This is a genomic window from Pseudomonas sp. S4_EA_1b, from assembly GCF_016307435.1.
Lineage (GTDB): Bacteria > Pseudomonadota > Gammaproteobacteria > Pseudomonadales > Pseudomonadaceae > Aquipseudomonas > Aquipseudomonas rhodesiae.
On sequence record NZ_JAEILC010000102.1, the window covers coordinates 1 to 14980 of the forward strand.

Sequence of the window (14980 nt, forward strand, 5' to 3'; positions counted from 1 at the left end):
CCCATACCTACAATCGTTGCAAGGTAAGTCAGATATGGATTTTCCTAGGAAATCTATAAAATCTTTACTTTCGGAATAAATTTGGGAAAAGCTATCTTCAGTGGTTATTTGTCCAATGCTAGTATTTCTAAGGGATGGACAAAACCGTTTCATGGGTCGCGGGCCTCGGCGATGGAAGGACCGGCGCTGGTTTCGCCGCGCAGACGCATCACCAGCAGGTACAGCAGCGGCACGAAGAACAGCGTCAGCAGGGTGGCCGAGAGCATCCCGCCGAACACGCTGGTGCCGATGGCGCGCTGGCTGGCCGAGCCGGGGCCGCTGGCGAGCATCAGCGGCAGCACGCCGAACATGAAGGCCAGGGAAGTCATGACGATGGGCCGCAGGCGCATGCGCGCGGCGTCGAGGATCGCCTGGCGCACGGCGACGCCCTGCTGGTGCAGGGTCCTGGCCACCTCGATGATGAGGATCGCGTTCTTCGCCGAGAGGCCCATGATGGTAATCAGGCCGACCTTGAAATAGAGGTCGTCGGGCAGGCCGCGCAGGCTGGTGGCGAGCAGTGCGCCGATCACCCCCAGTGGGATCGCCAGGATCACCGCGAAGGGCACCGACCAGCTTTCGTAGAGCGCCGCCAGGCAGAGGAAGATCACCAGGATCGAAAGGCCGAACAGCAACGGCATCTGGTTGCCGGAAATGCGTTCCTGATAGGACTGCCCGGCCCATTCATAGCCGATGCCGTCGGGCAGCTGCGCCACCAGGCCGGCCAGCGCCTCCATCGCCTGGGTGGTGCTGTAGCCGGGCGCCGGCGCGCCGCTGATGGGCAGCGCGGGAAAGCCGTTGAAGTGTTGGATCTCCAGAGCGCCGAGGGTCCAGCGCATCTGCACGAAGGCGCTCAGCGGCACCATGTCGCCTTCGCCATTGCGCACCCGTGCCTGCAGCAGCCCGTCCGGGCTCTGCCGGTACTTGCCGTCGGCCTGCACGAGGATGCGCCGCACCTGGTTCTGGTGGATGAAGTCGCCCAGGTACTCCGAGCCATAGAGCGTCGCCAGGGTGTCATTGATCTGCTGCACCGGGACGCCCATGCTCTGCGCCTTGAGTCGGTCGATGGAGACCCGCAGTTGCGGCGCGTCGTCCTGCCCGGAGAAGCTCACGTCGGCCAGTGCCGGGGTCTGGGCGGCCAACGCCAGCAAACGGTTCTTCGCCGCCACCAGGGCCTCGTGGCCAAGGCCGGCGCGATCCTGCAGGCGCATGTCGATGCCGGCGCTGCGCCCCATCGAGGGCAACGGCGGGGTGTTGAGGCCCTTCACCAGCGCCTGCGGATGGTCGCGGGTGCCGCTGGCGAAATGCGCGTTGAGGCGCGCGAGTATGGCCTCTATCTGCTGTTCGCTGGCCTTTCGCTGCGACCAGTCGATCAGCGTCGGCCAGATCATCCCGGCGTTCTGCCCGCCGCCGAAATAGCTGAACCCCTGCATCGCGAACAGCTGGTCGACGACCGGGTCCTGGCGCAGCCAGGCCTGCACCTCGTCGATCACCTCGCGCGTGTCTGCCTGGGTCGAGCCGGTGGGCAGCAGCACCACGACGGCGAAGTTGCCGCTGTCCTCGGTGGGCAGGAACCCCCCCGGCAGACGCATGAACAGCAGCCCGACGGCGCCCAGCAGCGCCGCGTACAGCAGCAGCCAGCGCAGCGGCCGGCGCAGCAGCGCGTCGAGCCGGCGCAGGTAGCCACGGGCCAGCCGTGTCGGCGCCGGGCGCTTTCCGTCCGCCTGTCGCGGCGGCGGTTTGAGCAGGGTGGCGCACAACGCCGGGGTAAGGGTAAGGGCGAGGAACGCGGAAAGCGCCATGGGGACCGCCAGCGCCACCGAGAACTGCCGGTAGATCTCCCCCACCGCGCCCTGGAACAGCGCCATCGGGAAGAACACCGCGGTCAGCACCAGGGTGATGGCGACGATTGCGCCGCTGATCTGGCGCATCGCCTTGAGCGTCGCCTCGCGCGGCGCCAGGCCTTCCTCGGCCATGATGCGCTCGACGCTCTCCACCACCACGATGGCGTCGTCCACCAGGATACCGATGGCCAGCACCATGCCGAACAGGGTCAGCACATTGATCGAGAAGCCCAGCACCAGCATCGCGCCGCAGGTCCCGGCCAGGGCGATGGGCACCACCAGGCTGGGGATCAGGGTGGCGCGCCAGCTGCGCAGGAACGCCAGCATGACCAGGAACACCAGGGCCATGGCTTCGAGCAGGGTGTAGCCAACCTTGACGATGGACAGCCTGACGAAGTCCGAGGTGTCGAACGCGGTGCGGTAATGGATGCCCGCGGGGAACTGCGCGGCCAGCTCGGCCATGCGCGCCTTGATCGCCTCGGCGGTCTGCAGCGCATTGGCGCCCGGCGCCAGTTTCACCGAGATCGCCGCCGAATAGCGGCCGTCGACGAACGACGGATAGTCGTAGTTGTTGCCGCCCAGTTCCACCCGCGCCACGTCGGCCACGCGCAGCGCCGAACCGTCGGGGTTGACGCGCAGGGCGATCGCGCCGAAGGCCTGCGGCGTATCAAGGTCCTCGCCGACCATCAGCGGAGCGGTGAGCGCGGTGCCCGCGGGCGCCGGCAGGGTGCCGATGGCACCGAGGGTAATGCGCTGATTCTGCACCGCGATGGCATCCGCCAGTTCGCCGGTGGTGATGCCCATGGCGGTGAGTTTTTCCACATCAGGCCAGATGCGCATGGCGTATTCCGGGCTGTACACCTCCGCTTCGCCGACCCCGGGGATCCGCAGTAACGCCGGACGCACCTGGGTGGTGGCGAAGTCCCCGAGCTGGACGTCGTCCACCGTCGGGTTGTCGGCGTCGAGGGTGATGAACATCAGCTCGCTCTCGTCGCTCTGCTCCACCGAGATGCCCTGACGACGCAGGCTTTCCGGCAGGCGCTCCTCGACCCGCTTGATGCGGTTCTGCACCTCCACCGTGGCCAGCCGGGTGTCGGTGCCGGTGTCGAAGGCCAGGCCGATCTCGACTTGTCCCTCGGCGCTGCTGGAAGTGAAGTAGAGCAGGCCGGGAATGCCGGCGAGTTCGCGCTCGATCACCGCGGTGACGGTGCGCTCGGCGACCTCCGGCGAGGCGCCCGGGTAGCTGGCGTTGATGCCGACCCGCGGGGGGGCGACGTTGGGGTATTGCTCCACCGCCAGGTAGCGGGTGGCGACGCCGCCACCGAGCAGGATGAGAATGGCCACGACCCAGGCGAATACCGGGCGGTCGATGAAGAAAGCGGACATCCGCGCGCCTCAGTCCGAGCCGCCGACGCTGGCGTCGGCAGGCGTGGGTTTGGCTTCGACGGCCTGGCCCTGCGCCAGCGCCCCGCCTTCGAGGATCACCCGCTCACCGCCCACCAGCCCGTCGGTGACCCGCCACTGGCGCCCTTCCAGGCTGTCCGCGCGGACTTCCTGCTGGCGCGCATGGCCGTTGTCGTCGAGCATCACATAGGCGCCCTCGCGGGTCCGCGTCAGCGCCCGCAGCGGAATCAGCACCGCCCGGCCGGCGTCGGGCAGGGCGAGCTCGACCTGCACGTACATGCCCGGCAGCAGCAGGTGGTCGGGGTTGTCGAAGAGTGCGCGCATGGCCACGGTATCGGTTTTCGGATCGACCGCGGAGTCGGCGAACAGCAGCGTGCCGGTGAGCGCGTAGGCGCTGCCGTCGCCCAGGCGCAGGCTGACCCGGGCCGCCGCCGGGCCCTTGCCGCTGCCGGCGAGGCTGCGGCGCAGCGCCAGATAATCGCCCGCCGGCTGGGCGAAATTCACGTAGATCGGATCGATCTGTTCCACCGTGGTCAGCGGCGTTCCCTCGTCCTGGCCGACCAGCGCGCCCTCACTGACCAGCGCGCGGCGGGCGCGGCCGGCGATCGGCGTGGTGACGCTGGCATAGGCCAGGCGCAGGCGCGCGCTGCGCACCTTGGCCTCGGCGGATTGTTCCGCGGCGCGTGCCTGCTGTTCGGCGAACAGATCCTTGCGGTACTGCTGCGCACTGATGGAGTCATCCTCCATCAATTGCCGCGAGCGCCTTGCCACGTCCGCCGCGGCCTCGCGGGCGGCATGCGCCTGTGCTTGCTCCGCCTCGGCGGCGGACAGCTCGGCCTGCAGCGGTTCCGGAGCAATGCGGAACAGCAGGTCGCCAGCCTGCACCTCCTGCCCTTCGACATAGCTGCGCTGCTCGACGATGCCCTCGACCCGCGCGCGGATCTCGGCGGTGCGGTAGGCCTCCAGGCGTCCGGTCAACTGCACGCTGCGCGCCTGGGTCGAGGGCGTGGCGATGGCGATGTCCACGGCGATGGGCGTGTCGCCGACGGTTTGTGCCGTCGGCTCGGGTTTGCAGGCGCCAAGCAGCAGACCCGCGAGCAGGATCGCAGCGTGGCGCGCTCCGAGCCGGGGCGCGGCGTGTCGGTGCGAATGTCCGCCGGTGCGGGAGTGCATGTGGCTTTCCTTCAGGGCTAGCAAGCGCGAATCCATCATGTCGACGTCCATCCCCATCAACGCCTGGTGCGCTGGATGGGCTTCTAATTCCTTTCATGCCCGTTTCGCCGACCCGCTCCCGGGGCCGGCATGGCGCCGCGGCGGTGATGCCGAGGATACCGGCCGAGCCTGGCACGCGCAGGTTTCGCGCGCTGCGTCGGACCCGGAGCCGGGCGCTCGTCGAGCCGCCACACCCGCGCGGGTTTCACCGGCCCTACCCCGACAGCGAAACCAGAGGCCCCACCGAAGCCACCAGCAGTTCGCGGGTATAGGGATGCTGCGGCGCCGCGAAGATCTGCCGGGCTTCGCCCTGTTCCACCACCTTGCCGTCCTTGACCACGATCAGGTCGTGGGCCAGCGCCCGCACCACCGCGAGGTCGTGGCTGATGAACAGATAGGTCAGGCCGTGCACGGCCTGCAGGTTGCGCAGCAGGTCGACCACCTGTTTCTGCACGGTGCGGTCGAGCGCCGAGGTCGGCTCGTCGAGCAGGATGAGTTCCGGTTCCAGCACCAGCGCGCGGGCGATGGAGATGCGCTGGCGCTGGCCGCCGGAAAACTCGTGGGGATAGCGATGGCGGGTCTGCGGGTCCAGGCCGACCTCCTCGAGAACGCGGATCACCGCCGCCTCGCGTTCGTCCGCGGTGCCGACCCGGTGGATGTCCAGGCCCTCGCGGATGATCTGCTCCACCGACATGCGCGGGCTGAGGCTGCCGAACGGGTCCTGGAACACCACCTGCATATGGCGCCGCAAGGGGCGCATTCCATTGGCGTCGAGGCCGTCCAGGCGCTGCCCGTTGAAATGGATGCCGCCTTGGGAGCCGACCAGCCGCAGCATCGCCTGGCCCAGGGTCGACTTGCCCGAACCGGACTCGCCGACGATGCCCAGGGTACGCCCCCGCCGGAGTTCGAAGCTGATGCCGTCCACCGCCTTGACATAGTCGCGCCGGCGGCTGAACAGCGACTTGGGCAACGGGAACCAGACGCGGAGGTCGTCGGCCTGCAGCAGAACCTGCTCGCTGGCCGCGAGCATCGGCTCGCCATCCGGTTCGGCCTCGATGAGCATCCTGGTATAGGGATGCTGCGGCGAGGCGAACAACTGCTCGGCGCCGTTCTGCTCGACGATCGTGCCATGGCGCATCACGCAGACGCGCTGGGCGATGCGCCGTACCAGGTTGAGGTCATGGCTGATCAGCAGCAGCGACATGCCCAGGCGCTGCTGCAGGTCCTTGAGCAACAGCAGAATCTTCTGTTGCACGGTGACGTCCAGCGCCGTGGTGGGTTCGTCGGCGATCAGCAGCTCCGGTTCGTTGGCCAGCGCCATGGCGATCATCACCCGTTGCCGCTGCCCGCCGGAGAGTTGATGCGGGTAGGCCTGCAGCCGCCTGGCCGGCTCCTGGATGCCGACCAGTTCCAGCAATTCCAGCACCCGCGCGCGCATCGCCTTGCCGCGCAGGCCCTTGTGCAGGGTGAGCACCTCGCCGATCTGCCGTTCCACCGTGTGCAGCGGGTTCAGCGAGGTCATCGGCTCCTGGAAGATCATCGCAATGCGGTCGCCGCGCAGTTCGCGCAAACGTCCTTCGCTGGCCGCGACCAGATCTTCGCCGGCATAACGGATCTGTCCGGAGGTGCCGGTGATGGCTGCCGGCAGCAGGCGCAGGATGGAGTGTGCGGTGACCGACTTGCCGGAGCCGGACTCGCCGACCAGGGCCAGGCATTGGCCACGCGGAATGTCCAGGTCGATGCCATGCACCACTTCTTCGCCGGCGAAGGCGACGCGCAGATCGCGGATTTCGATCAGGTTTTCCTGCATCAGGCGGCCCTCGGGTCGAATGCATCGCGCACGGCTTCGCCGATGAACACCAACAGGCTGAGGATCAGCGCAAGGGTCAGGAACGCCGTGATGCCCAGCCAGGGCGCCTGCAGGTTCTGCTTGGCCTGCCAGGCCAGTTCGCCCAGCGAGGCGGTGCCGGCCGGCATGCCGAAACCAAGAAAATCCAGGGCGGTAAGCGTGGTGATCGCCCCGGTGAGAATGAACGGCACGTAGGTCATGGTGGAGGTCATGGCGTTAGGCAGGATGTGCCGCCACATCACCTTGCGGTCGGACAGGCCGAGCGCCTTGGCCGCCTTGACGTATTCCAGCGTGCGGCCACGCAGGAACTCGGCGCGTACCACGTCCACCAGCGGCATCCAGCTGAACAGCGCCATGATTCCGAGCAGCCACCAGAAGTTCGGCTCGACGAAACCGGAGAGGATGATCAGCAGGTAGAGCACCGGCAATCCCGACCAGACTTCCAGCAGGCGCTGCCCGATCAGGTCCACCTTGCCGCCGTAGTACCCCTGCACGGCACCGGCGGCAACGCCGATGACCACGCTGATGGCGGTCAGCACCAGGGCGAAGAGGATCGACACACGGGCACCGAACAGCACCCGCGCGGCGACGTCGCGCGCCTGGTCATCGGTACCCAGCCAGTTGCTCGACGAAGGGGCGCTTGGCGAAGGCACCTCGAGGTCGTAATTCACCGTGTCGTAGCTGAAAGCGATGGGCGGGAACAGCATCCAGCCGCCGTGGCCTTCGATGAGCCCGCGCACGTATTCGCTGCGGTAGTCCGGCTGGAAGGGGAGCTCTCCGCCGAAGCGGGTTTCCGAGTAATGCCTGAACACCGGAAAGTACAGCTCACCCTCATAGCTGATCAGCAGCGGCTTGTCGTTGGCGATCAGTTCGGCGCACAGGCACAGCGCCAGCAGCCCGCTGAACAGCCACAGCGACCACCAGCCGCGGCGGTTGGCCTTGAAGCGGTCGAAGCGCCGGCGGTTGATCGGGGAAAGTCGGGACATCAGGCGTTCCTCGCCGAAAAATCGATACGCGGGTCGAGCAGCGTGTAGCAGAGGTCGCCGAGGATTTTCACCAGCAAGCCGAACAGGGTGAAGATGAACAGCGAACCGAACACCACGGGGTAATCGCGCGACAGCGCCGCCTCGTAGCCCATCCGGCCGAGGCCGTCGAGGGAGAAGATCACCTCGATCAGCAACGAGCCGGCGAAGAACACCTCGATCAACGCCTGGGGAATCCCGGCGATCACCAGCAGCATGGCGTTGCGCAGCACGTGGCGGTACAGCACGCTGCGCTCGGTCAGACCCTTGGCGCGGGCGGTGACCACGTACTGTCGGCTGATTTCGTTGAGGAAGCTGTTCTTGGTCAGGATCGTGAGGGTGGCGAAGCCGCCGATCACCAGCGCCGTCACCGGCAGCGCCAGGTGCCAAAAGTAGTCGCCGATCTTGCCCAGCGGGCTGAGCTGATCGAAGTTTTCCGAAGTCAGGCCGACGGCGGGGAACCAGCTCAGGTAGCTGCCGCCGGCGAACACCACCAGCAACACCATGGCGAAGAGGAAGGCCGGCAGAGCGTAGCCGACGATGATCGCGCTGCTGGTCCAGACGTCGAAGGCGCTGCCGTTGCGCACTGCCTTGCGGATACCCAAGGGGATCGACACCAGGTAGGTCACCAGGGTCGCCCAGAAACCCAGCGACAGCGACACCGGCATTTTCTCCAGGATCAGATCGGTGACCGTGGCGCCGCGGAAGAAGCTGGTGCCGAAATCCAGCTGTGCATAGTTCTTCAGCATCAGCCAGAGGCGTTCGAGCGGCGGCTTGTCGAAACCGTACTGACGCTCGATCTCGGCGATCATCGCCGGATCCAGGCCGCGGCTGCCGCGCGAGCCGCTGGCCGATGCGGACGTGGATTCATGCGCGGCGTTGCCGGTGCCGTGGCTACCGAAGCCCTGCAGGCGGGCGATGGCCTGGTCCACCGGCCCACCGGGAGCGGCCTGGACGATGGCGAAGTTGATCACCAGGATGCACAGCAGGGTCGGAATGACCAGTAACAGGCGGCGAAGGATATAGCCCGGCATCAGTTTCGCTCCTTCAGGCGTGCGGCCATCTGTTCGTCGGTCAGGGCGGTGGGGCTGATTTCCCACCAGGTTTCCAGGCCGACGTCGTAGGCCGGCTCGACCTTCGGCCGACCGAAGCGGTTCCAGAACACCGTTGGCGTGCCCTCGGAGTAATAGTTGGGGATGCTGTAGTAGTTCCATTGCAGCACCCGGTCCAGCGCGCGGGCGTAATGCACCATGCGTTCGCGGCTGTCGGCGTTGACCAGCCCGTCGATCAGTTTGTCCACCGCCGGATCGCGCAGCACCATGGCGTTGGAGCTACCGACCTGGGTGGCGCTCTTCGAGCCGTAGATTTCGTAGAGATCGCGGCCCGGCGAGGGGTTGGGTACGCCGCTGCGCGGAAAGCCGGTGACGATCATGTCGTAGTCGCGGGCATTGGTCCGGTTGACGTACTGCGCGGTGTCGACCCGGCGCAATTCCAGGGTGATGCCGATCTGCGCCAGGGTGCGCTTCCACGGCAGCAGCATGCGGTCGAAGCCCTGGCCGTCGAGGAACAGGAAGCTCAGCGGCTCGCCCGCCGCGTTGACCAGGTGTTCGCCTTTTTCGTCCGGGTGCCAGCCGGCCTCGGCGAGGAGCTCCAGCGCCTGCAACTGCTTGTCGCGGATGAAGCCGCTGCCGTCGGTCTTCGGCGGCTGGTAGACCTGGCTGAAGACTTCCTCGGGCACCTGGCCGCGCAAGGGTTCGAGAATCGCCAGTTCCTCGGCGTCGGGCAGTTCGGTGGCGGCCATCTCGGTCTTCGGGAAGTAGCTCTGCTGGCGCATGTAGAAGTTGCGCATCATCTGCCGGTTGGTCCACTCGAAATCCCACAGCATGGAGATCGCCTGGCGCACGCGGCGGTCCTTGAACACCGGCTTGTCGAGGTTGAAGGCGAAACCCTGGGCGGCGAACGGCATGGCTTTGGCCAATATGGCCTTCTGCAGCCGGCCCTCGCGCAAGGCGGGGCTTTCGTAGCGCACGGCGAAGCCGGTGGCCGAGTATTCGCGGTTGTAGTCGTAGGCGCCGGCCAGCAGCAATTGGCGGGCTACCTCGATGTCGGCGAAGAACTCGACTTTGAGCGTGTCGAAGTTATAGAGCCCGCGGCTGACCGGCAGGTCCTTCGCCCACCAATCCTTGACCCGTTCGAAGGTCACGCTGCGCCCCGGCTCGACATGGCTGACACGGTAGGGGCCGCTGCCCAGCGGCGGCTCGTAACCGTTGCCGCTGGCGAAGTCGCGGGTCTTCCACCAGTGCTCGGGAAGAATCCGCATGCTCGCCAGATCCAGCGGCAGGCTGCGGTTGTCATTGGTCTTGAAGTCGAAGCGGACCTGCAGCGGGCCTTCCACGCTGACCTTAGCGACGTCGCCGTAGAGCTGCCGATAGCTCAGGCTGGCCTTGGTCATCAGGGTCTCGAAGGTGAACCTGACATCTTCGGCGCTGATCGGCTGGCCATCGTGGAAGCGCGCCTTGGGGTTGATGAAGAAGCGCACCCAGCGGTTGTCCGGGTCGCGCTCCATCTTCTCGGCGACCAATCCATAGACGCTGTAGGGTTCGTCCAGCGAGCGATAGGCCAGCGGCTCGTAGACCCAGGTATCGACCTGCGACACCCAGGTGGCCTTGTCCACGTAGGGCAGCAGGTAGGTGAAGCGGTCGGTTTCCTGGGACGAGCGGCGCAGCGAACCGCCCTTGGGCGCGTCAGGATTGACGTAGTCGAAATGTTTGAAATCGGCCGGGTATTTGGCCGGTTCGCCATATACGGTCATGGACGATTGCAGTTCGGCGCACAGGGCGCCGCCCGCGAAGAATGGCAATGCGCCGGCCAACAACAGTGGCAGTGCGCGCCGTGCGAAGGCGGTAGACAGGCGTCGCCGCAGGCAGTAGCGAGCGTTCGATGTTGGGCTTCGGGACATGGGTATCGTTCGTACTTGATGGTCAGTAAAAATCCCCGTGGCCAGGAGCCGGGAGCCACGGGGCGCGAGTACTCGCGAATAGTGCCAGGAGCCGGGGCTCATGAAGCCCCGGCACCGACATCAGAAGTGGTAGGTCATGCGACCGAACAGGACTCGGCCCAACGGATCGGTGTAGCGCGGGTCATAACCGGTCTGGAAGTTGTACGCCTGATTGCTGAACGGAGGGTTGCGGTCGAACATGTTCTTCAGACCGACGTCGATGTCCAGGGCCTTGTCGAAGGTATAGCCCGCCGACATGTCCCAAACCACGTAGGACGCCACGCGCTCGTTGCCATCGTCAGGGAATTGGTCGCGGTAGCTGCTGGTATAGCGATTGACCAGCGAAGCGCGCCAGGCGCCGTAGTTCCAGGTGCCAGTGAGGGTGTGCTTCCAGCGGGCGATCATACCGGTGCCCTGGAAGTCGCCCACGTTGTCGATGTACTCGCCGCCGATGGACTCCTGGTAATCGTAGCGATCCACGTAGGTGCCCTGCAGGCCGAGGCCGAAGGCACCGAAGGAGGTCATCGGGAAGCGGTAGTCGATGGACACGTCGACGCCGTTGGTCTTGACCTTGCCGAGGTTGGCCAGGCCGGTGACGATGTGGTCGATGGACCCGTCGGCGGCGCGGATGATGCGGTCGGCGTAGAGATCAGGGTTAGCCAGCACCGCGGACTCCGGGAACTCGGCGATCTGGTTGGAGATTTTGATCCACCAGAAGTCCAGCCCGACGGACAGGTCGCGCAGCGGCTGATAGACGAAGCCCAGGGTGACGTTGCGCGCGGTCTCCGGGTCCAGGTTCTGGTTGCCGCCGGTGGTATTGAGCAACTGCTGATCGCAGTCGCGTCCCGGGTTGCCGCCGGGCTGCGGGGTGCCGCCGGTGCAGAGTACGGGGTCGTTGTAATAGCCCTGGGTGAACGTGGTGTAGTTGGCGCTGTACAGCTCATACAGCGAGGGCGCGCGGAAGCCTTCGCTGTAAGCGCCGCGCACCACCAGCTCCTTGAGCGGCTGGAAGCGGAATGAATACTTCGGGTTGGTGGTGCTGCCGAAGTCGCTGTACTTGTCATGCCGGATCGCCGCGCCCAGTTCGAGGCTGTCCAGTACCGGCACGCTCAGCTCGGCGTACTGGGCGCGCACGCTGCGGTCGCCGGAGACGCTGGCGTTGGGGTCTACGCCCAGGCTGGAAAGATCGCCCGCCCACTGCTCGAAGTCCTGATGGAACTTCTCCTTGCGGTATTCGCCCCCCAGCGCCAGGCCGGCAGGACCGGCGCCGAACCAATCGCCGATCTCGCGGCTGATGCGGCCATCGAGGCCGCTGACCCGGCCGACCGCCGTCATGTAGTCACCGTGGTAGCGGGCCCCATCGATGTAGGCCTGGCCTTCCGGGGTCTGCGGGCCGAAGGGGTTGAGCAGGCCGCTCGCCAGGCCATCGATCATTGCCTGGTCGCTGACGTAGCCGCCGGTCACCGCACTGTTCACCTGGTTCTGGTTGTAGGTGGCACCAAGGTTGTAATCCCATCCGGAGACGTTGCCGTCGAAGCTCAGCAATACCCGCTGGCTGGTGTTCTGGTCTTTCGACTCTCGGGCACCGGCGGCGGTCTCGCGCCAGTTGAGGTCGATAGGCTGGCTGGGATCGAGAACGAATGAGGTTGGCAGCGGGGTAATGCCGTTGCCGGGGAAGTAGGGCGAGCTGGAGTCCAGGGTCAGCCCGGTGAGCGGAGCCGGGGCGATCGCCACGGCGTTGTTGTTGCGCGCCCAGAAATATTCGAGGTTGACGTTGTGGTCATCGGCCAGCTTGCCGGTGGCCTTGCCGAAGAACGAGGTTTTCTCGGTTTCCGGCAGCAGGTCGATGAAGTTGCGAGTGCTGAAACGGCAGACGTCGCCGCTGGCCACCTGGTTGGGACCGCTGCAGTTGCTGTCCGCCAGCGGATTGGTGTTGTTGCCATTCTGGCTGTAGTTGGCCGGGAAACCGGTACCGGAGGTGGACTCCAGACCACGTCCAGGGGCGTCCCGGGTGAAGGTCCGGTCGTTGGCGTCGAGGTTGCCCTGTTTCTGGTAGTTGAATACACCAAGGACGTTGAAGCGGTCCTCTTCCAGGTCACCGAAGCCCCAGCTGCCGCTGAAGTCATGACTGCTGCCGCCGCCACTGGCGTCGGGCATCTCGCCGCCGACGGAAAGCGTGCCGTCGGTCATGCTCTTCTTGGTGATGAAGTTGATTACCCCGCCGATGGCGTCGGTACCGTACAGCGCCGAGGCGCCGTCGCGGAGGATCTCGACGCGGTCGATGGCGGCGAAGGGAATGGTGTTGAGGTCCACCGCGGTGCCGTCGATGGCGTTGTTCGCCAGGCGCCGGCCGTTGAGCAGGATCAGCGTCTTGTTCGAGCCGATGCCGCGCATGTCGGCGAAGGTCGCGCCGCCCGTGGCCGAGCCCACCGAGCCGGCGGAGTTGGTGATCGACTGGCTACCGGTGATGCGCTGGATGATCTCGGCCGTGGTGGTCACGCCCTGCTGGCGCAGTTCGTCGGTGCGCAGGATGGTCACCGGCACCGCGGTTTCGGCATCCGCCCGGCGGATCGCCGAGCCGGTGACTTCCACGCGGTCCAACTGGGTGGTGGGCGCAGCCACGGCCGCCGCCGAGGTTTCCTCTTCGGCGCTCACCGCCTGGGCGTGTGCCAGTGACGGGGCACCGAAGGCCAGCAGGCACAGGGGAACCAGACGACAGCGCTGGATCGCGGTGGCCAGGCGGTGAGGTGCGAACTTCTGAATGTTGGCTTTCATTTTGGTTCCTCATCAATGAGGCAGGGTGGTTATGGCTTTATAGGCCGCCAGTCGCTCCGGTCGGGTTGTGCCTCCCCGGGGTGCTACATCTTCTTTTTGCGGGCAAGCAGAGCCCGTTGCCCTCCACGCCGAGGCGTGGACGGCCGTTTCACCGCACTGATCGGTAGCTAGCGAGAGGTCATCACGGAAATCTTGGTGATTCCGGAACGCTCGATGGAGGCCATGGCCTTGGCCACCTGACCATAATTGACCCCCTCATCGGCTTGCAGTTGAACGCGGACCTCCGGGTCCTTGAGCTTGACGTCCCCCAGGCTCTTCTCCAGCAGGTCTACCTCCACCTGCGACTTGTCCAGGTAGAACTTGCCATCCTGGTCGACGCTTACCACCACCGGGTCTTTCTGTTCGGCCGGGGCCACGGCGTCGGTCTTCGGCAGGTTGATCTTGATCGCATTGGTCATCAGCGGTGTGGTGACGATGAACACCACCAGCAACACCAGCATCACGTCTACCAGAGGCGTGACATTCATCTCGCTGAGGACTTCGTCGCTATCTTGGGTCGAGAAGGACATGTCAGCTGGCCTCGCGCATGGCTTGGGTGGACTGGGAAATCGGCTGCCGGCTCAGCATGAAGGAACTGCGCTGGGCGAGACTTTCGAAGTCGTGGGCGAAGTCGTCCATATACGCGGTGGCGAGCTTCAGACGGCGCAGGAAGAAGTTGTAGATCAGCACCGCGGGCACCGCGACGGCGATACCCACGCCGGTAGCGATCAGCGCATGGCCGATGGGGCCGGCGACCGTGTCGAGGCTGGCATTGCCGCTGGCGCCGATCGATTGCAGCGCCTCCATGATCCCCCACACGGTACCGAACAGGCCGATGAAGGGCGAAGTGCTGCCAATACTGGCAAGGATCGCCAGGCCGGCTTCCAGCGAACGGCGCTCCTTCTGGATCTGCTGGCGCAGGTTGCGCTCCAGGCGATCCGCGCGATTGATGGTCTGCGCCAGTTGCTGGGTATTGCGCGGCGGTTCGCCGGCTACGGTCATGGCCTCGAACCCGGAGTTGGCGATGCGTGCCAGCGCACCGGGGTATTGCGCGGCATGTTCGGCGGCAGTAAGCAGGTCGGGAGCGTTCCAGAAGGCCTTCTGGAANNCAGCGCCCAACTGATGACGGAGAAGACAATCAGCGCCCAGAGCACGCCGGGGACGATAAGGGATGTGAGTGTTTCGTTCATGGCGATACCTCTAAATCGGTCGAGCTGTTCGGTGGATGAGGGATGTCAATTCGGCACTTTGAAATCGATGGTCTGGTCAGCGAAGCCCTCGATGGGCGTGTCACCCCGCTTGGCCGGGACGAACTTCCACCCCTTCACTGCTTCCACCGCGGCATCGTCCAGCTGCTTCCTGCCACTGGAGCGGGTCACCTCGACACTGCCGGCGCGACCGTTGGGCAGCACGCGGATGCGCAACACCACGCGGCCTTCCCAGCCACGGCGCAGCGCCAGCGACGGGTACTCCGGCGGCGGATTGCCAAGGCTCGCCAGACCGGATATCGCCGCGCTTTCCTTCACCGGCGCGGCGGGCGCAGGCGCTGCGGGCGGTGTCGGCGCAGGCGGTGCTGGCGTCGGTGCCGGAGCCGGTGGTGCCGGTGGCGCAGGTTTCGGCGGCGCCGGTTTCGGCACGGGCTTGGGTTTCGGCTTGGGTTTCTCCACCGGCTTGGGTGCAGGCTTGGGCGCCTCCTCCTGAACCGGTGGTTCAGGTTCCGGCGCGGGTTCCGGCGGCGGTGGCTCCGGAGGCGGCGGTGGCGGTGGCGGCTCCGGGGTCGGCGGTGCGGGGGGTGCGGGAC

Annotated in this window: 9 protein-coding genes and 1 pseudogene; all 10 read right to left on the bottom strand. The window is 66.1% G+C overall.

From position 1 onward, the window contains the following. Positions 1 to 149: 149 nt before the first annotated feature. Entirely contained in the window at positions 150 to 3266 is a 3117-nt protein-coding gene (locus tag YA0848_RS27885) for a multidrug efflux RND transporter permease subunit (RefSeq protein WP_034008492.1), read from the bottom strand. A 9-nt stretch (positions 3267 to 3275) separates the two neighbouring features. After that, a complete protein-coding gene (locus YA0848_RS27890; RefSeq protein ID WP_232925200.1) occupies positions 3276 to 4508 on the bottom strand; it encodes an efflux RND transporter periplasmic adaptor subunit in 1233 nt (410 codons plus the stop codon). A gap of 202 nt (positions 4509 to 4710) precedes the next feature. Further along, positions 4711 to 6306: an ABC transporter ATP-binding protein gene (locus YA0848_RS27895; protein ID WP_023095647.1), complete on the bottom strand. Its 1596-nt coding sequence runs from the start codon at positions 6304 to 6306 to the stop codon at positions 4711 to 4713. Further along, positions 6306 to 7331, bottom strand: coding sequence for an ABC transporter permease (locus tag YA0848_RS27900; protein WP_023095648.1), 1026 nt, complete (start codon positions 7329 to 7331; stop codon positions 6306 to 6308). Before YA0848_RS27900 ends, YA0848_RS27895 begins: the two co-directional genes overlap by 1 nt. After that, entirely contained in the window at positions 7331 to 8401 is a 1071-nt protein-coding gene (locus tag YA0848_RS27905) for a microcin C ABC transporter permease YejB (protein ID WP_023095649.1), read from the bottom strand. The genes YA0848_RS27900 and YA0848_RS27905 overlap by 1 nt, the downstream gene beginning before the upstream one ends. After that, on the bottom strand, positions 8401 to 10326 hold the full coding sequence (locus tag YA0848_RS27910; RefSeq protein ID WP_023095650.1) for an extracellular solute-binding protein: 1926 nt from the start codon (positions 10324 to 10326) through the stop codon (positions 8401 to 8403). The genes YA0848_RS27905 and YA0848_RS27910 overlap by 1 nt, the downstream gene beginning before the upstream one ends. 120 nt (positions 10327 to 10446) lie before the next feature. Then, entirely contained in the window at positions 10447 to 13140 is a 2694-nt protein-coding gene (locus tag YA0848_RS27915; RefSeq protein WP_058158310.1) for a TonB-dependent receptor, read from the bottom strand. Between the two features lie 167 nt (positions 13141 to 13307). Beyond that, positions 13308 to 13709, bottom strand: a complete 402-nt coding sequence (locus tag YA0848_RS27920) for an ExbD/TolR family protein (RefSeq protein ID WP_023095652.1) — start codon at positions 13707 to 13709, stop codon at positions 13308 to 13310. 1 nt (position 13710) lies between these two features. Then, positions 13711 to 14369 (bottom strand): annotated as a pseudogene (locus YA0848_RS27925) (MotA/TolQ/ExbB proton channel family protein). Positions 14370 to 14414: 45 nt separating this feature from the next. Next, positions 14415 to 14980: energy transducer TonB (locus YA0848_RS27930; RefSeq protein WP_198731454.1), on the bottom strand; the 566-nt coding region annotated here is incomplete at its 5' end.

What these genes read in the sequence shown, in the direction of transcription:
- YA0848_RS27900 (WP_023095648.1), bottom strand. Translation starts at nt 7,331, where the DNA reads ATGTCCCGACTTTCCCCGATCAACCGCCGGCGCTTCGACCGCTTCAAG.
- YA0848_RS27915 (WP_058158310.1), bottom strand. Translation starts at nt 13,140, where the DNA reads ATGAAAGCCAACATTCAGAAGTTCGCACCTCACCGCCTGGCCACCGCG.
- YA0848_RS27905 (WP_023095649.1), bottom strand. Translation starts at nt 8,401, where the DNA reads ATGCCGGGCTATATCCTTCGCCGCCTGTTACTGGTCATTCCGACCCTG.
- YA0848_RS27895 (WP_023095647.1), bottom strand. Translation starts at nt 6,306, where the DNA reads ATGCAGGAAAACCTGATCGAAATCCGCGATCTGCGCGTCGCCTTCGCC.
- YA0848_RS27890 (WP_232925200.1), bottom strand. Translation starts at nt 4,508, where the DNA reads ATGGACGTCGACATGATGGATTCGCGCTTGCTAGCCCTGAAGGAAAGC.
- YA0848_RS27885 (WP_034008492.1), bottom strand. Translation starts at nt 3,266, where the DNA reads ATGTCCGCTTTCTTCATCGACCGCCCGGTATTCGCCTGGGTCGTGGCC.
- YA0848_RS27920 (WP_023095652.1), bottom strand. Translation starts at nt 13,709, where the DNA reads ATGTCCTTCTCGACCCAAGATAGCGACGAAGTCCTCAGCGAGATGAAT.
- YA0848_RS27910 (WP_023095650.1), bottom strand. Translation starts at nt 10,326, where the DNA reads ATGTCCCGAAGCCCAACATCGAACGCTCGCTACTGCCTGCGGCGACGC.